Origin of the sequence: Mesorhizobium sp. M0898, from assembly GCF_040319695.1 — a bacterium.
Lineage (GTDB): Bacteria > Pseudomonadota > Alphaproteobacteria > Rhizobiales > Rhizobiaceae > Mesorhizobium.
Map to the genome: position 1 here is coordinate 1 of NZ_JAMYOE010000035.1, position 17318 is coordinate 17318.

Genomic DNA, 17318 nt, shown 5'->3' on the forward strand with positions numbered 1-17318 from the left:
CCGACCCCGGCACAACCTCCCCCCCCCAAACCCCCCCGCTCCGACCAGGGGGGACGCCCCGGTCCCCCCCCCCCCCCTCCCCCCCCCAAAACAACCGGCGGAGGGCTAGCGGGGGCCCCCGTTTCCTGTTGGGCCGCAAGGGCAGCTCAGGCGGCCTTGCCGTTGGCGTTCAGCGCTTCGTCGGCCAACCGGCCGGTGAGTTCGGCCATGTGGTCGAAGACGGCCCGGTAGCTGGCGACACCCGCAGTGGCCGAGCGCAGCTCGATGATGAGGTCGCCGATCTCAGCCTGCGGCATGGTCGCCTCGACCACGTCCCATCCCGGCCAGTCGGGCCGCGCGTCGTAGCCGAGGATCTGGCCGCGCCGCTGCGGGATCAGAGCGATGATCTTCGACGTCGCATCCGACGGCGTGACGATCTCGACCTTCATCACCGGCTCCAGCAGCACCGGCGAGCACGCGGCCATGCCTTCCTTCATCGCCAGCTTCGCCGCCATCTGGAAGGCCATGTCGGAGGAATCGACCGCATGGTAGGAGCCGTCGGAAAGGTTGACGGCAACATCGACGACCGGGAAGCCGAGCGGGCCCGATTTCAGGTAATCGCGCACGCCGGTCTCGACCGACTGGATGTAGGTCTTCGGCACGACGCCGCCGGTGATCGTATCGGTGAACTGGAAGCCTGAACCGCGCGGCAGCGGTTTGATCTCCAGCACCACATCGCCGAACTGGCCGTGGCCGCCCGACTGTTTCTTGTGGCGGCCGCGCTGCTGCGTCGCTTTGCGGATCGTCTCGCGATAGGGCACGGCCGGCACATGGCCTTCGACCGGGATCTGGTTCTTGCCTTCCAGCCGCTCGCGCACGACGCGCAGATGCATCTCGCCATGACCGGACAGCACGGTTTCGGCGGAATCCTGGTTGTGATGCAGGTTGAGCGAGGGATCTTCCTCGGCCAGGCGCTGGATGGCCGCCGACATCTTGACCTCGTCCTTGCGCTCTTTCGGCCGCAGCGCGAAGGCGAAGACCGGTTGCGGCGGCGCCAGCGTGACCAGCGGCTTGATGCCACCCTTGGTCGAGCTCAGCGTCTGGCCGGTCCTGACGGCGTCCAGCTTGCCGAGCGCCACAGTGTCGCCGGCCTTGGCCAAAGTCAGCTTGACCTGGTCCTTGCCGAGCATCTTGTAGATGCCGGAGACCTTTGCCGTCTCGCCGCTGGGAAGGAACAGCTCGGCGGCGTCGGCGACCTGGCCGGACAGGATGCGCGAGACCGACAGCTTGCCGCCATGCGCGGTGTGGATGGTCTTCATCACCTGGACCACGGTGGCATCGCCATCGGGCGCGCCGAGACGCTGGCGCGTCGCCGCGATGTCCGGTGCGTCGTGGCGGATCGCCTTCAGCAGGCGCAGCACGCCATTGCCTTTCTCGGCGGTGCCGATCAGCACCGGCGTCACCGTGCCGTCGCGCAGATCTGCGGCGAGGTCGTCGAAGATCGCGTCCTTCGGCGGTTCGATCTCGTCCAGCAATTGCTCCATCAGGCGGTCGTCATGGTCGGCGAGCGTCTCCAGCATGGAAAAGCGCGCCTCGAGCTCGCGCGCCTTGTCGTCGCTCGGGATCTGGGCGACCTCGCTCTCGGCATATTCGCGGTAGATGTAGGCACGCTCCAGAGCGAGGTCGATCGAGCCGATGACGACGCCGTCCTTGCGCAGCGGGATCTGGCGCAGCAGCAATGGCACCGAGCTTGCCGGCTGCAGCATCTTCAGCGTGTCGCGCACACCTGCTATCGCCTTGTCGACCTTGTTCAGGAACAGCATGCGCGGCACGCCGAGCTCGTCGAGCTTGCGCATGATCAGCTGCAGGGCAGGGATCTTCTTCTCGTCGGCCTCGGCAACGACCACGGCGACGTCGCAGGCGGCCAGCACCGGCTCGGCTTCGAAGGAGAATTCGATGGAGCCGGGACAATCGACGAAGGTGAACGGCTCGCCCATGAAATCGGTGGTGGCGAAGGTCGCCTCGACGCTCATGCCGTGAGCGCGCGCCTCGGGCGAATGATCGGAAACGGTATTTCCGGACGAAACGGGATTCTGGCGGGGAATGGCGCCTGTACGGGCGAGTATGGCTTCGAGAAGTGTCGTCTTACCGCTTGCGAAGGGACCGACTATGGCAATGCATTTCGGTCCCGTGCGTCGTCCTCCGGCGCGAGTACCCATGGCTGACCTCCACTCAGGCGTTTCCCTGTGAGCGGCGGCCGGCCTGTCGGCCGTCGCGGGCGAGGCTTTTTTCAATTTGCCACCTACCCAAAGGGCATCGTCCCACGGGCAGGCCGGGAGGGCAAGGGATTTGAAGTTGAAGGGATTTGAAGTTGAGGCCGGTTCAGCCGGTGCCGGTCAGGCGCGACGCCAGCGGGGGTGCGTCCATGCGCTGCACCGCCACCGTCTCGGCAAAGCGCGCCAGCAACGGATTGAACAGGTCCGCGCGCTCCCAGAAAGGCGCATGCCCGGCGCCGGAGACGATGTGGCAATGCTCCCACAGCGAGCCGTATGCGAGCGTCTCAAAATAGCCGAGCCGGACGAACGGATCGTTCTCGCCATTGACGATAGCGACCGGAAACGCGGCTTGCTCGACCACCTGTCTCTGGTCGGCGCCCTTGCCGGTGAGCATGCCGCGCGTCACCGCGGCGCGCAGCCGGCCGTCGGTGCGCAGGATGGCTTGGCGAAAGGACGGATCGGCGGTGTCGCCGAAACACAGCGTCTCGAAGCGCTCGGCATCGCGTTCGGAATACGTCTTTTTGGACGCCAGCAGCATGTCCCAATGCGCGTGGAAGCCGCGCAGCATGCCGAAAGGACCCTTCGATACCGGCGGCGCGCCGGTCAGCATCAGCCCGCCGACAGCGCGGTGAAAACTGGCGAGTTCGATTGCCACGTGCCCGCCAAGCGACCAGCCGAAGACGACGGCGCGGCCGATGCCCAAGGCATCGAGGAGCTGAGCCGCCGATTGGGCAAGGCCGGCGATGGTGTAGTCCGTCGTCGGATCGCGGGCGTCCGACGATTCGCCATGGCCGGGCAGGTCGAAAGCAATCAACCGATGGGCAGCGGCCAACGGGCTGTCGAACTGGCGAGCGAATACGGCGCGCGAACTGCCCGAGCCGTGGATCAGGACAAGCGGGATGCCGGGTCCCGACGACTGGCTGAGGCGCAAATCCGCTTGCGGCGTGCGGATCGTGCGATGGGAAACGGCCATATCTGGTTTGGACCTTGGGATTGTCTCAAGGTCAACATCGCATGCCGAGGTCACCATGTTGTTTAGAACGGTGGTTAAGAAATGATTTCTCGGCTTGCGCCGGGTATGATGAACGAATCCACCACAGCTAACCCCCGGAGCCTGATGATGGAATCCACACTCGACCTTCTCGTCTCGATCAGCAGCATCGCGACGCTCGGCCAATATGCCTGGTCGATGCGCGCGCATTTCCAGTCGCCGAGCATGTCTCAAGGCGCGATGATCATTTCGGCCGTCGTGGTCGGCACGGCGCTGTTCTTTCTTGCGCTGCTGTGGATCGAGCGGCAGCCGGTGGCGGCGAAGATCGGCGGGCTCGCCATCGAACTGGCAAGCTCGGCGCTGTTCTGGTGGGCGATCTCGGTCTCCCGCAAGGCGGGGCTGCGGTTCGCATTCGATCCTGACAATCCCGACAGCCTGGTGACCGAAGGCCCTTATCTCCATGTCCGGCATCCGTTCTACACGTCCTACATCATCTTCTGGATCGGATGGGGTATCGCGACCTGGTCGGTCTGGGCGGTGGTGCCGGTCGCCGGCATCGTTACGATCTACGTGATCGCGGCCTTGGACGAAGAGCGAAAATTTTCGCGGACAAGGTTGGCCGATGCCTACGACGCTTACCGCACGCGGACCGGTCTGTTCTGGCCGCGTTTTGCCCGCAGCCGGCAGGAGATGCAGCCGGCATCGGACGAAAGTGGTAGGGTCTAAGACACTGGATTGATCGAGGATTTGCGACGATGAAGATCATTGCCTGCGGCAGCGTGCCGACGATTGTTGCGCCGGAAAAATACTTCACTGGCCGGGTTTTGCAGACGCCGATCATCGAGAAAGAGGCACCGGCGCGGCTACGCGCCACGCTGGTCAGTTTCGAGCCCGGCGCCCGCACCCACTGGCACACGCATCCGCTCGGCCAGACGCTCTATGTCACATCCGGTGCCGGTCTCGTGCAAAGCTGGGGCGGGCCGCTGCAGGAGATCAGGGCCGGCGACGTCATCTCCTTTGCGGCCGGCGAAAAGCACTGGCACGGCGCCGCGCCCAAATCGGCGATGACCCACATCGCCATGCAGGAGGCGCTCGAGGGTGCGCATGTCGATTGGCTGGAGAAGGTGAACGACGAGCAGTATGGCGGCTGAAACGTCTCAGACCAGCGCGGCGGTAAAGCGCTGGATGCGCGTGCAGGCCTCTTCGAGCAGAGCCTCCGACGTGGCGTAGGAGATGCGGAAGTTCGGGCCGAGGCCAAAGGCCGAGCCGAAAACAACCGCCACGCCCTCGGCCTCGAGCAGTTCGGAGCAGAAGGTTTCGTCGCTGTCGATCACCTTGCCGTTCTTGGTCCTCCTGCCGATCAGCTGGGCACAGGAGGGATAGACGTAGAACGCACCCTCCGGCGAGGGGCAGGTGATGCCGCGCGCCTGGTTGAGCATCGAGACGACGAGATCGCGCCGGCCCTGGAAGATCGCCTTGTTCTTCGGGATGAAATCCTGCGGGCCGTTCAGCGCTTCGACCGCCGCCCATTGGGCGATGGTGCAGGCGCCGGAGGTCTGCTGGCCCTGGATCATGTCCATCGCCTTGATCAGCGGCACCGGGCCTGCCGCGTAGCCGATGCGCCAGCCGGTCATGGCATAGGCCTTTGACACGCCGTTCATCGTCAGCGTGCGCTCATAGAGCTTCGGCTCGACCTCGGCGATGGTCTTGAAGACGAAGTCGCCATAAGTCAGATGCTCGTACATGTCGTCGGTCAGCACCCAGACATGCGGGTGCTTCAACAGCACGTCGGCCAGGCTCTTGAGCTCCGCTTCGGTATAGGCGGCGCCCGATGGGTTCGACGGCGAGTTCATCAACAGCCATTTGGTGCGCGGCGTAATCGCCTTTTCCAGCACGGCCGCCGTCAGCTTGAAGCCGTTGTCGATCGAGGTGTCGGCAAAGGCCGAGGTGCCGCCGCAGATCGCCACCATTTCGGGATAGCTCACCCAGTAGGGCCGCGGGATGATCACCTCGTCGCCGGGGTTCAGCGTCGCCATGAAGGCGTTGAACAGGATCTGCTTGCCGCCGGTGCCGACGATGGTCTGCTCCGGCCGGTAGTCGAGATTGTTCTCGCGCTTGAATTTTTTCGCGATCGCATCGCGCAGCGGCACGATGCCGGATACCGGCGGATACTTCGTCTCGCCGCGGCGGATGGCCTCGATCGCGGCGTTCTTGATGTTGTCGGGGGTGTCGAAGTCCGGTTCGCCGGCGCCCAGCCCGATCACGTCGCGGCCAGCGTTTTTCAGCTCGCGCGCCTTCTGCGTCACCGCGATGGTCGCGGAAGGCTTTACGCGGGAAAGGACGTCGGCAAGAAAGGCCATGACAGATATCTCCAGAAAGGACCGGCGGGCGAAGGCGCTGCGGCGCCTCTCATGTCGCATCATCTGGTCAAGCGCAAGCCCAGCGCAGGCATTGTCGAATGAGCCAGCGCGCAATGCTGGCAACAATAAATTCATCAACGATCGGTAAAAGCTTGAACGGCAGGACCGTAGCCGGTCCGCCAGTCTCGCATAGCGAGGAACCGTGACACGCAGCATCGGGCTTGCCCATATCATCCGCCATGATGACGGCACCGCCAGCGGTGTCTGGGGGGTCTATACGCTGCAAAGCGCGTTCCAGCCGATCTTCGCCTTCAACAAGGGCAAGCTTTCCGTCGTCGCGTTCGAGGGGCTGATCCGGCCGTTCCGCGAAGGCGAGCCGCAGCCGCCAATGAGTTTCTTCAACAGTTGTCCGGCGGTCGACCGCCTGCATATCGAGGCGCTGACACGGACGCTGCACCTTCTGAACGCCGGCGCCTGCCTGCCGCGAGACGCCTCCATCTTCATTAATTTCGATCCATCGGTGTTCACCGACCGCAGCATCGCCGACAAGGCGCTGCGCGAAATGCGGCTGGTGCTGCACGAGGCCGACATCGATCCGCGCCGCGTCGTCTGCGAGGTCACCGAACAGAAATCGGCGTCGCAGGAAACGCTCTACAATTTCGTCGAGGCGCTCAGGGGCAATGGTTTGCGCATTGCCGTCGACGATTACGGCGCCGACGAATCCGACATCAATCGCATCAAGGAACTCAGGCCAGACATCGTCAAGTTCGACGCCGACTGGATCATGACGCTGATGGAGTCCGGTGCCGGCTTCGCCTTGCTGACCGCTATGGTGACCAGCTTCGAAGAGCAAGGCATCCGTACGGTATTCGAGGGCATCGAGACGGGCTGGCAGCTCGAGCTCGCCGAAAAGTCGGGCGCCTCGATGGTGCAAGGCTTCGTGCTGGCACGCCCGGAGCTTGCACCGACCAGCTTTCACGTCTTCGACAAGGCCGGGCAGGCATCAGCGGTGTCGCCCGATAAGGACAAAGTTCCCGCGGCCGTTTCGCCATCGCGGCGGCCGATGCGGGCCTTTGGCCGCAGGGTGGCATCGTGACCGGGCGGGCCGACATGCGGCGCAAGGTCGGCGAAGCGATCTTTGCCGACGAGGTCGGCATCGAATATGGCGTCTACGGCGCATTCCGGCTGAGGAGCGCCTACCAGCCGGTCTTCGCGCCGCGCGGCAGGTTTCTCGCCGCCGTCGCGGTCGAGGGACTGATCGAGCCGCACCGTGCAGGCAGGCCGGTGGCGCCGCAAATCTTCTTCGAAGGTGTGCCGGCAGCGGATCGGCTGTTTGTCGAAACCATGTGCCGGGTGCTGCATTTGCGCAACTTCCGCAACATCGGCGTCGACGGGCTCGACCTCTTCTTCAACTACAATCCGCTGATCAACGATGACCCCGCACGGGCGCTGGCCGAAATCAGGCTGATGACCAGGCATCTGACGGATTTCGGCCTGCATCCCGGCATGCTGGTCTGCGAGATTACCGAGCAGGCGGCCGGCGACAAGGTGCTTGTCAGCCTGGCGCGCGAGATGCGGCGCGACGGCGTCCGCATCGCCATCGACGATTTCGGCACCGGGCATTCGACCGAAGAAAGGGTAGCACTGGTGCAGCCCGACATCGTCAAGATCGACGGCACCTGGTTCGCAGAATTCTGCCGCCATGCCGCCGCCGAGCGGTTTTTCCGGCCGCTGGTTTCGACGCTGCACGACCGTGGCGCCAAGGTGCTGGTCGAAGGCGTCGAGAACGCCACGCATCTGCGCGTCGCGCTGGATGGCGGCGTCGACCTGCTGCAGGGCTTTTACCTTGCCCGGCCGGCGCTGGCCGGTACGCTGTTCGACGAGGAGCCGCTGTCGATCGACAGGCTGCTTGGCAGGGACAACAACGTCATCCCCCTATTCGGCTAGGATATATCGAGATTCAAGTGATGCCGGCCTGCGAACGGCGGTTTCCTGCGCTTCCGGTGCTCACGTACCCAAAGTACGCTCCGCTCCGGTTCTCGGAACCCACCCTTCTCGGCTCGGCCTGACTTGAATCTCGATATATCCTGAAATGCATCAGCGGCGCTGATGGTTACGCCAAAACAAATCACTGGATGAAGCCGCCGCTGCCGCGATAGAGGCTGGATCAAGCCCTGAGACGGGTGGTTGCGAGCAAGGGGGAGCACCGATGATACTCTATGGAATGATCGACAGCGGCAATTGCTACAAGCCGCGCCTGTTGATGGCCAAGCTCGGCATCGCTTTCACCAATGTCGAGGTCAGCTCGCACACCGGCGACACGCGCAAGCCCGACTATGTCGCGAAAAACCCGAACGCCATGGTGCCGCTGCTCGAACTCGACGACGGCCGCCGGCTGGCCGAATCCAATGCCATCCTGCTCTATCTCGCCGAAGGCACGCGGTTTCTGCCGGCGGACAGATACGAACGCGCGCTGGCCTATCAGTGGCTGTTCTTCGAGCAATACAGCCATGAGCCTTATATCGCCGTGCGCAGGGCGCTGCTGACCTTCCCTGAAAGAGCCAAGGATGCGACGCCGGAGCGGCTGGCCCTGACGCTGGAGCGCGGCAACAAGGCGCTCGGCGTCATGGACAAGCACCTGGCCGGGAGCAGCTTCTTCGCCGGCAATGCGCTCAGCGTCGCCGACATCGCGCTCTATGCCTATACGCATACGGCCGAGACGGGCGGGTTTCAGCTCGACGCCTATCCGGCGGTTGCCGCCTGGCTGAAAAGGGTCGAGGCCGATCCGGGGCACGTGCCGCTGGAGTGGCTGCCTTAGTCACGCTTCTCGGCGCTTCGCGGCTCGCTCCGGAGGTCGGGCTTGCGGCCCTCGGCCGATGACGTGAATGGTCGCGCGGCTATTTCAGCAGGCGATCATATTCGGAATGGGTGCCTATCCAGAACCAGACCACGTCATCGTGGTCGCGAACAGCCACGGCGCGGTAGTTGATATCAACCCGCGCCGACCAGTAGCGCCCGACCTGTTTGAAATGCAACGACGGGTGGAACGGGTCAGAATTCAGTTTGGCGAAACGTCTGTTCGCCTTTGCTCTGATTAACGAGGGCAGTTTTGCGTAGGCCTCCCAAAACGAGGGAGTAGCAAAATGATTCACAGAGGCCGGGTCCGGCCGGCGCGATGATCAGCCAAGGCCTGCTCGGCAAGCTTGTCCAGCCTGCCGCCCTTGGCGTCGGCTTCGATCTGCCGGTCCCACATGTCGGCCTGCAGCGCCTCGAACCATGCGGCAAACGCTCTCAGCTCTTCGGGGCTTAGTTCGGCAACGGATTTCTCAATCTGTTCAAGCTTGCTCATGAATCAATAGTACCACATTGGGCCAAAAACACCACAAAGTGGGACTATAGGCCCAAGGCAGCGGTTCACTGGAATCCAGACAGCAAAAAGGCGGGACAAAATCCCGCCTTCCCATGCTTGGTAGCCTGATCTGGAGCGTTTTGGCCGGGCCGGCAGCAATCTGCTGCTGCGGCTTGTCGGGTCTTTCGCTCCGGCGCGCTTCTCGCGCGACCGCCAGTACATCCGTGAGTGCCCCCGGCCCCCGGGCTATCGCCCGGCGCGCGCCATTCGCAAAATCAGGCTGCCTTGCTCAGAGATCCAGCGGACGACTTGCCAGTGCGGCGGTCCTGCTCGATCTCGAAGTTGATCTTCTGGCCTTCAACCAGGGTCGACAGTCCAGCACGCTCGACTGCGGAGATGTGGACGAAAACGTCCGCGCCGCCGCTGTCAGGCTGAATGAAGCCGAAACCCTTGGTGGAATTAAACCACTTGACCGTACCTGTTGCCATTTCGATAGTCCTTTACGTTTGCTTTAGTTTGACTGGGCCGAAACCCAGCCGGTTTGTATCGAGATTTTGGAGATAGAACGTCAGCAAACGCGAAGATCGCGAGGCCCGGATCGATCGGCCGAAATATCAATGGACCGCATATAATATGCCTTCGCGCAAAAAACAAGACGGGGCGGAAAATGGCGCGACGGCAACGCTGCCCAACGGCCGCCCCAATCGCGTGAGAGCGTCGTCGTTGCGCGCCTGACCCGGGAGGATCGCGCCGGCTTCGGGCGCGACCGGGTTTTGGGGAGAGGGACATGAAAATCGTTCTGCTTGCCGCTTGCCTGACGCTGGTGGCCGCCGAGGCGCAGGCGGGCTCGCGCTACGACCCGACCCGCATGAGCTGCGGCAAGGTGCAGGCGACGATCGCGCGCGAGGGCGCGGTCATCCTGCGTTACAGATCGGCGCGCGTGCCGGGGCTGGCGCTCTACGACCGCTACGTGCGGAGCCAGCAATTCTGCGACATCGGCGAGGTCAGGGCGCGGGCCTCGGTGCCGAGCGCCGACACGAATTCCTGCACCGTCTACAAATGCAAGCGGGTTGAGATCGACCGGCGTTTTCGCCGGCGCCTGCTTCCGGATTAGAGTGGGACGAAATGGTGCGCCGGGTGCCGGCCTCGCCTGAATATCAGCACCACTAAAACCCGAACGACACCTGCGCCGGGGGCGGCGGGCCGACGCGTACGCCTTCCATTGCCAGCATCTTTTCTTTGGTGGCCGAGCCGCCGGCCGCGGAAAATCCGCCGATCTTGCCGCCGGCGGCAAGGATGCGGTGACAGGGGATGACCAGCGGCACCGGGTTGGCGCCGAGTGCGGCGCCCGTCTCACGCGCCAGCCCGGCATGGCCGGCGCGTTTGGCCAGTTCGCCATAGGTGGTGGTTTCGCCGAAGGCGAGTTTTCGTGCCGCGTCATAGATCGCCAGGCGGAACTCGTCGACGCCGCTGAGATCGACCGGCACGTTGGAGAAATCTATATCCTCGCCGGCGGCATAGGCCTTGATCGACGCGATCAGCTCGGCAACCCATTGCGGCTCGGGCTTCGCAGGCTGGTCGGCGGCGGCATGGCGCAGCAGCCGGCGCTCGACCGCGTCGCGATTGCGCTGCGGCAGGCAGAGCCGGGTCAGTCCGGCATCGCTCCAGGCGATGCCCATGAAGCCGAGCACGGTTTCGAAGACCGCGTGGCCGGCGGTGGCATGAGAGGCGTGCATGGCGTGCTCCTTTCCGGAATCCTTCGAAGTACAAATCCAGAACAATATCGCATTTCGCGGCCCGGCTCGCCACCCGAAAACCACCGGCTACCGCGGATTGCCCGAGGAAAGATGCTGGTGTAAGGACTTCTTAACACCCGACGAACCGGACCCGAGCGCCGCTTGCCAGCAAAATTCCTCTTTCCCGTCCTTGCGGCGGTGTTGGCCGTGGCCGCTCTCAGCGGTTGCACCTCGACTTCGCCGGTGACCCCGACGCCAGCCTTCACCGAAAATACGGCCAATACCGATGCCGGCTTTACGTTGGCGCTGCCTGACACGGTTTCGGTCCTGCCGGAGCCGTCCGGCGTCGCCCAGACAGCGGCGCTGCCGATCGAGCCGGCCGCCGCCTTTGCCGGGCCGACGCCGCTGGCGGCAAGTACCCCCGCCGTCATGACCGCCAACGCCCTGCCTGTTACCGCGACGCCAGCCGTCGCCATGCCGGTCAGCCAACAGACCGAGGCCATGCCCGGCGTTCAGCCGGTTTCCTACACGCTGCCGCAGGACCCGGCCGCTCTGGCCGCGACCGACCCCACCGAGGGTCAGTCCAACGCCGGCGGCCGCAGCGAGATCGAGCGGCTGATCGAGAAATATTCCGCGCTTTATCAGGTGCCGGTCGATCTGGTGCGCAGCGTCGTCAACCGCGAGAGCACGTTCAACCCGAAAGCCTACAATCACGGCCATTGGGGGCTGATGCAGATCAAGCACGCGACGGCGCGCGGCATGGGCTATGACGGGCCGGCAAGCGGCCTGTTCGATGCCGAGACCAATTTGAAATATGCGGTGAAATATCTGCGCGGCGCCTGGCTGGTCTCAGGCGGCAACCCCAAGCGCGCCGACCGGCTCTACCAGAGCGGCTATTATTATGACGCCAAGCGTAAGGGGATGCTGGGCGAAACCGGCCTCGGCAGCGACAGCCTGCGCCGCCGCATGCAACCCGATGCCTGAGCCGCGTCCGCCGGCGCCAAACGACATCCGCCTGCGCAAGATCCTCGACGACACGCTTCTGGCGCCGCGCTGGCCCGAAGGTTTTTTCATGCGCGCCTTCGAAGCCGCGGATGCACTCGCTTTGCATACGCTGTTGACCGCGGTGTTTGACGATGGCGCCGACGGGCCGTTCGACGAATGGTGGCCGCGCATTTCGGCCGACGCGGAATTCGACCCAGCTTTGTGTTTCCTGGTCATCGACGGCAAGGGCCGGCTGACGGGCGCGGCGCTCTGCTGGACACGGGCGTTCGTCAAAGACCTTGCCGTGCATCCCGAGGCGCGCGGCAAGGGCATCGCCGAGGCGCTGATGCGGCACGCTTTCGCCGTGTTTCAGGCAAGGGGTGCTGCGCATGTCGATCTCAAGACCAACACTGTCGAGAACGCCGCCGCGGTCCGGCTCTACGAACGGCTGGGGATGTCCGAAGTCGACTGGGCGGCGTGAGGGGTCGGGGCAAGCGGGCGCTCGATCGTAGAAGTCGGCGCCGCCCCTCATCTGCCTGCCGGCATCTTCTCCCCGTAGAGGGACGGGGAGAAGGGGGCTGGCGGCAAACTCAGCTCCCTTTCTTCAACTCTGGAGATTGGCGAAATCCTTGGCGAAGGCACCTTTCTCCCCGTCACTATACGGGGAGAAATGCCCGGCAGGGCAATGAGGGGCAGCGCACACCTCATGTGATTTGACGCTGCCGCGCGCTGACCTACCCTCTAATGCCGAACCGAGGAGACGAGCGATGCAGTCACCTTTCAACCGAAGCGTCATGCTGGCAGCGGCGGTGATCCTTGCCGCCGCCACCGCAGCCTATGCCCATCACGGCTGGTCGTGGACGCAGGACGGATTTTTCGAACTCAAGGGCAAGATCACGGCCATCTATATCGGCAATCCGCACGCCACGCTGGACGTCGATGCCGAGGGAGAGGCCTGGCGGGTGGAGATGGCGACGCCGTCCCGCACGATCGCCGCCGGCTTTACCGAGGAGGTCGCCAAGATCGGCGACGAGGTGACCGCGATCGGCAACCGCTCGCGCGACGAAAACGAAAAACGCATGAAGGCAGTGCGCGTCATCGTCGGCGGCAAGACCTATGATGTCTATCCCGACCGCGTGCCGCCGGCCTGAATGGACGGGTTTTTTGCCGGCATCGAGCAGCTCGCTATGGTGCGGGGACTGAAGGCCTCGTTCGTCGCCTACCCCATCATCAATGCACTGCACATTATGTCGATCGGCGCGCTGCTCACCAGCGTCTGGCTCATGGATCTCAGGATCCTCGGCGCCTTCCGCTCGCTGCCGCAGACGGCGTTCGTCGCGCTGCTGCGCCGTACCGCATTGGCCGCGTTCGGCGGCGCGCTTGTCACGGGGTCGCTGCTGTTTTCAGTCCGGGCGAGCGAGTATGCGGCGATGCCGATCTTCCTCGCCAAGATGACACTCATCCTGCTTGCCGGGGTCAACTTCCTCGTCTTCATGCGCCGCGCAAGAGGCGGCGACGAGCCGGCCGGCGGGGCCGCGACCGTGCTGGCTGTATTTTCGGTGGTGCTGTGGACGTCCGTGCTTTTCGCCGGACGGTTTATTGGGTTTCTCAACTAAGCCGGGCGGCGGCACTGTTGGCCGATTTGGCGACTAATCTCGGGAGCTCCGAGTTATGCGTTGCGGACCCGGCCAGGACCCGCGCGCCATCGAAACGTGCGAGGTCCTGTAGAACCTGAGGGATTTTACCTTGGAGGGCAGGGTGGACTGGTACGAGCAGCTAGAGACTTGTGGCCGCGTCAGGCTTTTGTATGGTTCATCCCTGCTTCGAAGCCGATTGAGTGAGCCGACATGAGCTGTCCAGGAACCGGGACAGCGCCCCCTCTGGCCTGCCGGCCATCTCCCCCACAAGGAGGGAGATTGGCTAATCGCCTAAGCAAAATACTCCTGCAAGGGGCGCACTTCCAGGCTCCCCGCCTTCAGCGCCGCGATCGCCTCGGCCACCGCAGCCGCGCCCGACAGCGTCGTGTAATACGGCACTTTCTGCATCAGCGTCGCCCGGCGCAGCGATTTGGAGTCCGACACCGCTTTCTGGCCGTCCGTGGTGTTGAAGACGATCTGGACCTGGCGGTTGCGGATGGCGTCCTCGATGTGCGGGCGGCCTTCCAGCACCTTGTTTATCTTTTCGGCGACGACGCCGTTCTCGGCGAGGAAGCGGGCGGTGCCTGAGGTGGCGAGCACTTTGAAACCCTGGCCGGCGAGACGTTTCACCGCCGGCAGGATGCCTTTCTTGTCCTCGTCGCGCACCGAGACAAACAGCGTGCCCGCGCGGGGGAGATCAACACCCGCCCCCAGTTGGCTCTTGGCGAAGGCCAGCGCGAAGTCGCGGTCGAGGCCCATGACCTCGCCGGTCGAGCGCATTTCCGGGCCGAGCAATATGTCGACGCCGGGGAAGCGGGCGAACGGGAATACCGCTTCCTTGACGGCGATGTGGCCGGGGTTGCGCGGGTCGGGCATGGCGCCGTAATGGGCGAAGGCGTCTTCCAGGCTTTCGCCGGCCATGATGCGGGCGGCGATCTTTGCGATCGGCCGCCCAATGGTCTTGGCGACGAAGGGCACGGTGCGCGATGCGCGCGGGTTGACCTCCAGCACATAGACGGTGCCGTCCTTGATCGCGTACTGCACGTTCATCAGCCCGCCGACATTGAGCGCACGGGCCAGCGCTGCCGTCTGGCGCTCGAGTTCGTCGACGAGCTCCGATGGCAGCGAGTGCACCGGCAGCGAGCAGGCCGAGTCGCCCGAGTGGATGCCGGCCTCCTCGATGTGCTCCAATATGCCGGAGACGTAGGTCGACCTGCCGTCGCAGAGACAATCGACATCGACCTCGATGGCGCCCGACAGATAGGTATCGAACAGAAGCGGGTTCTTGCCGAGCAGCGTGTTGATCTGGCCGGTCTTGTCGTTGGGGTATTTCTGCTTGATGTCCTCCGGTACCAGGCCGGGCACGGTGTCGAGCAGATAGGACTGCAGCATGCTCTCGTCGTGGATGATCTGCATGGCGCGGCCGCCGAGCACGTACGACGGGCGCACCACCAGCGGGAAGCCGAGCTCGCCGGCGACGAGGCGGGCCTGCTCGACCGAATAGGCAATGCCGTTCTTCGGCTGGCTGAGGCCGAGCTTGTGCAGCAGCTTCTGGAAGCGGTCGCGGTCCTCGGCCAGATCGATCATGTCGGGCGAGGTGCCGAGGATCGGGATGCCGGCCTTCTCCAGCGCATCCGCCAGCTTCAGCGGCGTCTGGCCGCCGAACTGGACGATGACGCCGACCAGTTCGCCCGACGCCTGCTCGGCGCGCAGGATCTCCAGCACGTCCTCCGGCGTCAGCGGCTCGAAATAGAGCCGGTCCGAGGTGTCGTAGTCGGTCGACACGGTCTCGGGGTTGCAGTTGATCATGATCGCCTCGAAGCCGGCGTCGCGCAGCGCAAAGGCGGCATGGCAGCAGCAATAGTCGAACTCGATGCCCTGGCCGATGCGGTTGGGGCCGCCGCCGAGGATGACGACCTTTTTGCGCGACGAGACCTGCGCCTCGTTGGCGAGCGCGCCGGCGAAGGGAACCTCATAGGTCGAATACATGTAGGCGGTGGGCGAGGCGAACTCGGCGGCGCAAGTGTCGATACGCTTGTAGACGGGATGAACGTCGAGCTTGTCGCGTATCTTCTGGACCTCTTCGACATCCTTCCTGACCAGGGAGGCGAGGCGGGCGTCCGAAAAACCCATCGCCTTCAGCATGCGCAGATTGGCGGCGTCCTCGGGGATGCCGTGCTCGCGGATGCGGGCTTCCATGTCGAGAATGCCGGCGATCTGTTCGAGGAACCACGGGTCGATCTTGCACATCGCGTGCACGTCTTCCAGCGAGGTGCCCATGCGGATCGCTTGCGCCACCATGCGCAGCCGGTCCGGCGTCGGCGTGCCGAGTGCGGCGCGAATGGCGTTGCGGTCGTCGACGTGGCTGGCAGCTGTCGTCCCATGGCCGATGCCGGGGATTTCGATTTCGTCCAGACCGGTCAGGCCGGTCTCCAGTCCACGCAAGGCCTTCTGCAGCGATTCCTGGAAAGTGCGGCCGATGGCCATGACCTCGCCGACCGACTTCATCGAGGTGGTCAGCACCGGCTCGGCGCCGGGAAACTTCTCGAAGGCAAAGCGCGGGATTTTTGTCACGACATAGTCGATGCTCGGCTCGAACGAGGCCGGCGTTGCTCCGCCGGTGATGTCGTTCTCGAGCTCGTCCAGCGTGTAGCCGACGGCGAGCTTGGCGGCGATCTTGGCGATCGGGAAGCCTGTCGCCTTGGAGGCGAGCGCCGACGAGCGCGAGACGCGCGGGTTCATCTCGATCACCACCAGGCGGCCGTCGGCCGGGTTGACGGCGAACTGCACGTTGGAGCCGCCGGTCTCGACGCCGATCTCGCGCAGCACCGCGATCGAGGCGTTGCGCATCATCTGGTATTCCTTGTCGGTCAGCGTCAGCGCAGGGGCGACGGTGATCGAATCGCCGGTATGCACGCCCATCGGGTCGATGTTCTCGATCGAGCAGACGATGATGCAATTGTCGGCCTTGTCGCGGACAACCTCCATCTCGTACTCCTTCCAGCCGAGCACGCTCTCCTCGATCAGCACTTCGGTGGTCGGCGAGGCGTCGAGGCCGGACTGGACGATCTCGAAGAATTCGGCGCGGTTGTAGGCGATGCCGCCGCCGGTGCCGCCCATGGTGAAGGACGGGCGGATGATGGCGGGCAGGCCGACATGGTCGAGCGCTTGTGCTGCAATCGCCATGGCATGGCTGATATAGCGCTGCTTGCGGTCGCCCTCACCGAGGTTCCAGCGCGTTTCCAGAGCATCGAGCGCGGCGTCGAGATTTTCGGGCTTCTCGGCCTTCAACTCGGCGCGCTCGGCCTCGTGCGTCTTGCGGTCGGCATTCTTGACGTCGGTGGCGTTGGCCAGCATCGACTTCGGCGTTTCCAGGCCGATCTTGTTCATCGCCTCGCGAAACAGCGCGCGGTCCTCGGCCTTGTCGATTGCGGTGGCGTCGGCACCGATCATCTCGACCTGATAGCGGTCGAGCACGCCCATGCGGCGCAGCGACAAAGCCGTGTTGAGCGCGGTCTGGCCGCCCATGGTCGGCAGCAGCGCGTCCGGCCGCTCCTTGGCGATGATCTTGGCCACCACTTCGGGCGTAATCGGCTCGATGTACGTGGCGTCGGCCAGTTCCGGATCGGTCATGATGGTGGCCGGATTGGAATTGACCAGGATAACGCGAAAACCCTCTTCCTTCAGCGCCTTGCAGGCCTGGGTGCCGGAATAGTCGAATTCGCAGGCCTGGCCGATGACGATGGGGCCGGCCCCGATGATCAGGATCGACTTGATGTCGGTGCGTCTTGGCATGTCGAGGGTCCGTTTCGGCGGGCGGCTTGCACAAAAAGCCGGACGGGATGACCCGGCCGGTTGCGCGCGCGATTCTGGTATCAGGCTAGGAGGGCCTTATAGGGAAGAGTTTTGCCGGATGTAAGCCCCTAAAATGGCAGGCAGTAGGGCAGTAGGGCAGTAGGGCAGTAGGGCAGTAGGGCAGTAGGGCAGTAGGGCAGAGGTTCGAGCG

The 17318-nt window shown here is 64.2% G+C and carries 18 protein-coding genes; 10 read left to right on the forward strand and 8 right to left on the reverse strand.

The window, feature by feature from the left end:
- Positions 1 to 146: 146 nt before the first annotated feature.
- Positions 147 to 2198 (reverse strand): elongation factor G, encoded by a 2052-nt coding sequence (locus tag NKH90_RS26525; protein ID WP_352821981.1) that lies wholly within the window; start codon positions 2196 to 2198, stop codon positions 147 to 149.
- Between the two features lie 163 nt (positions 2199 to 2361).
- The gene (locus NKH90_RS26530; RefSeq protein ID WP_352821984.1) at positions 2362 to 3228 is read right to left on the reverse strand and encodes an alpha/beta fold hydrolase; all 867 of its coding nucleotides are present in this window, start codon (positions 3226 to 3228) and stop codon (positions 2362 to 2364) included.
- Between the two features lie 147 nt (positions 3229 to 3375).
- On the opposite strand from NKH90_RS26530, the gene NKH90_RS26535 reads away from it, so the two are divergent.
- Positions 3376 to 3972 (forward strand): methyltransferase family protein, encoded by a 597-nt coding sequence (locus tag NKH90_RS26535; protein ID WP_352821987.1) that lies wholly within the window; start codon positions 3376 to 3378, stop codon positions 3970 to 3972.
- Between the two features lie 29 nt (positions 3973 to 4001).
- Positions 4002 to 4397 carry a (R)-mandelonitrile lyase gene (locus tag NKH90_RS26540; RefSeq protein WP_352683825.1) on the forward strand — a complete coding sequence of 132 codons (396 nt, stop codon included), beginning with the start codon at positions 4002 to 4004 and terminating at the stop codon, positions 4395 to 4397.
- Between the two features lie 6 nt (positions 4398 to 4403).
- Here the strand turns inward: NKH90_RS26540 and NKH90_RS26545 are convergent, their stop codons facing one another.
- Entirely contained in the window at positions 4404 to 5606 is a 1203-nt protein-coding gene (locus tag NKH90_RS26545; RefSeq protein WP_352821989.1) for a pyridoxal phosphate-dependent aminotransferase, read from the reverse strand.
- 202 nt (positions 5607 to 5808) lie between these two features.
- Between NKH90_RS26545 and NKH90_RS26550 the strand changes: the two genes are divergently transcribed.
- The 3 genes from NKH90_RS26550 (at position 5809) to NKH90_RS26560 (ending at position 8424) form a co-directional block, all read left to right on the forward strand.
- On the forward strand, positions 5809 to 6702 hold the full coding sequence (locus NKH90_RS26550) for an EAL domain-containing protein (protein WP_352816137.1): 894 nt from the start codon (positions 5809 to 5811) through the stop codon (positions 6700 to 6702).
- Positions 6699 to 7553 carry an EAL domain-containing protein gene (locus NKH90_RS26555; protein WP_352622192.1) on the forward strand — a complete coding sequence of 285 codons (855 nt, stop codon included), beginning with the start codon at positions 6699 to 6701 and terminating at the stop codon, positions 7551 to 7553. Before NKH90_RS26550 ends, NKH90_RS26555 begins: the two co-directional genes overlap by 4 nt.
- Positions 7554 to 7815: 262 nt before the next feature.
- Positions 7816 to 8424, forward strand: coding sequence for a glutathione S-transferase family protein (locus NKH90_RS26560; protein WP_352646486.1), 609 nt, complete (start codon positions 7816 to 7818; stop codon positions 8422 to 8424).
- Positions 8425 to 8503: 79 nt separating this feature from the next.
- Here the strand turns inward: NKH90_RS26560 and NKH90_RS26565 are convergent, their stop codons facing one another.
- The 3 genes from NKH90_RS26565 to NKH90_RS26575 form a co-directional block, all read right to left on the reverse strand.
- Entirely contained in the window at positions 8504 to 8758 is a 255-nt protein-coding gene (locus NKH90_RS26565) for a type II toxin-antitoxin system RelE family toxin (protein ID WP_352616729.1), read from the reverse strand.
- On the reverse strand, positions 8755 to 8955 hold the full coding sequence (locus tag NKH90_RS26570; protein WP_352475039.1) for a hypothetical protein: 201 nt from the start codon (positions 8953 to 8955) through the stop codon (positions 8755 to 8757). Before NKH90_RS26570 ends, NKH90_RS26565 begins: the two co-directional genes overlap by 4 nt.
- 275 nt (positions 8956 to 9230) lie before the next feature.
- Complete coding sequence (locus NKH90_RS26575) at positions 9231 to 9443, reverse strand: cold-shock protein (RefSeq protein ID WP_023678332.1); 213 nt, start codon at positions 9441 to 9443, stop codon at positions 9231 to 9233.
- Positions 9444 to 9742: 299 nt separating this feature from the next.
- On the opposite strand from NKH90_RS26575, the gene NKH90_RS26580 reads away from it, so the two are divergent.
- The gene (locus tag NKH90_RS26580; protein ID WP_352772958.1) at positions 9743 to 10069 is read left to right on the forward strand and encodes a hypothetical protein; all 327 of its coding nucleotides are present in this window, start codon (positions 9743 to 9745) and stop codon (positions 10067 to 10069) included.
- Positions 10070 to 10121: 52 nt separating this feature from the next.
- Here NKH90_RS26580 and NKH90_RS26585 read toward each other — a convergent pair whose 3' ends face one another.
- The gene (locus NKH90_RS26585; RefSeq protein ID WP_352541077.1) at positions 10122 to 10691 is read right to left on the reverse strand and encodes a methylated-DNA--[protein]-cysteine S-methyltransferase; all 570 of its coding nucleotides are present in this window, start codon (positions 10689 to 10691) and stop codon (positions 10122 to 10124) included.
- A 207-nt stretch (positions 10692 to 10898) separates the two neighbouring features.
- On the opposite strand from NKH90_RS26585, the gene NKH90_RS26590 reads away from it, so the two are divergent.
- The 4 genes from NKH90_RS26590 to NKH90_RS26605 all read left to right on the forward strand — a co-directional run bounded on the left by NKH90_RS26590 (position 10899) and on the right by NKH90_RS26605 (position 13291).
- A complete protein-coding gene (locus NKH90_RS26590) occupies positions 10899 to 11675 on the forward strand; it encodes a transglycosylase SLT domain-containing protein (RefSeq protein ID WP_352541078.1) in 777 nt (258 codons plus the stop codon).
- Positions 11668 to 12156 carry a GNAT family N-acetyltransferase gene (locus NKH90_RS26595; RefSeq protein WP_352821995.1) on the forward strand — a complete coding sequence of 163 codons (489 nt, stop codon included), beginning with the start codon at positions 11668 to 11670 and terminating at the stop codon, positions 12154 to 12156. Before NKH90_RS26590 ends, NKH90_RS26595 begins: the two co-directional genes overlap by 8 nt.
- Positions 12157 to 12442: 286 nt before the next feature.
- Positions 12443 to 12826: a DUF6152 family protein gene (locus NKH90_RS26600; RefSeq protein ID WP_352772968.1), complete on the forward strand. Its 384-nt coding sequence runs from the start codon at positions 12443 to 12445 to the stop codon at positions 12824 to 12826.
- A complete protein-coding gene (locus NKH90_RS26605; protein WP_352821997.1) occupies positions 12827 to 13291 on the forward strand; it encodes a DUF6644 family protein in 465 nt (154 codons plus the stop codon).
- A gap of 312 nt (positions 13292 to 13603) precedes the next feature.
- Here NKH90_RS26605 and carB read toward each other — a convergent pair whose 3' ends face one another.
- On the reverse strand, positions 13604 to 17107 hold the full coding sequence (gene carB / locus NKH90_RS26610; protein WP_352822000.1) for a carbamoyl-phosphate synthase large subunit: 3504 nt from the start codon (positions 17105 to 17107) through the stop codon (positions 13604 to 13606).
- Positions 17108 to 17318 lie beyond the last annotated feature (211 nt).

Excerpts from the sequence above, each read along its gene's own strand:
- NKH90_RS26525 (WP_352821981.1), bottom strand. The coding sequence starts at position 2,198 with ATGGGTACTCGCGCCGGAGGACGACGCACGGGACCGAAATGCATTGCC.
- NKH90_RS26600 (WP_352772968.1), top strand. The coding sequence starts at position 12,443 with ATGCAGTCACCTTTCAACCGAAGCGTCATGCTGGCAGCGGCGGTGATC.
- NKH90_RS26535 (WP_352821987.1), top strand. The coding sequence starts at position 3,376 with ATGGAATCCACACTCGACCTTCTCGTCTCGATCAGCAGCATCGCGACG.
- NKH90_RS26580 (WP_352772958.1), top strand. The coding sequence starts at position 9,743 with ATGAAAATCGTTCTGCTTGCCGCTTGCCTGACGCTGGTGGCCGCCGAG.
- NKH90_RS26540 (WP_352683825.1), top strand. The coding sequence starts at position 4,002 with ATGAAGATCATTGCCTGCGGCAGCGTGCCGACGATTGTTGCGCCGGAA.
- NKH90_RS26530 (WP_352821984.1), bottom strand. The coding sequence starts at position 3,228 with ATGGCCGTTTCCCATCGCACGATCCGCACGCCGCAAGCGGATTTGCGC.
- NKH90_RS26585 (WP_352541077.1), bottom strand. The coding sequence starts at position 10,691 with ATGCACGCCTCTCATGCCACCGCCGGCCACGCGGTCTTCGAAACCGTG.
- NKH90_RS26560 (WP_352646486.1), top strand. The coding sequence starts at position 7,816 with ATGATACTCTATGGAATGATCGACAGCGGCAATTGCTACAAGCCGCGC.
- NKH90_RS26595 (WP_352821995.1), top strand. The coding sequence starts at position 11,668 with ATGCCTGAGCCGCGTCCGCCGGCGCCAAACGACATCCGCCTGCGCAAG.
- NKH90_RS26570 (WP_352475039.1), bottom strand. The coding sequence starts at position 8,955 with ATGAGCAAGCTTGAACAGATTGAGAAATCCGTTGCCGAACTAAGCCCC.
- NKH90_RS26575 (WP_023678332.1), bottom strand. The coding sequence starts at position 9,443 with ATGGCAACAGGTACGGTCAAGTGGTTTAATTCCACCAAGGGTTTCGGC.
- carB (WP_352822000.1), bottom strand. The coding sequence starts at position 17,107 with ATGCCAAGACGCACCGACATCAAGTCGATCCTGATCATCGGGGCCGGC.
- NKH90_RS26545 (WP_352821989.1), bottom strand. The coding sequence starts at position 5,606 with ATGGCCTTTCTTGCCGACGTCCTTTCCCGCGTAAAGCCTTCCGCGACC.
- NKH90_RS26605 (WP_352821997.1), top strand. The coding sequence starts at position 12,827 with ATGGACGGGTTTTTTGCCGGCATCGAGCAGCTCGCTATGGTGCGGGGA.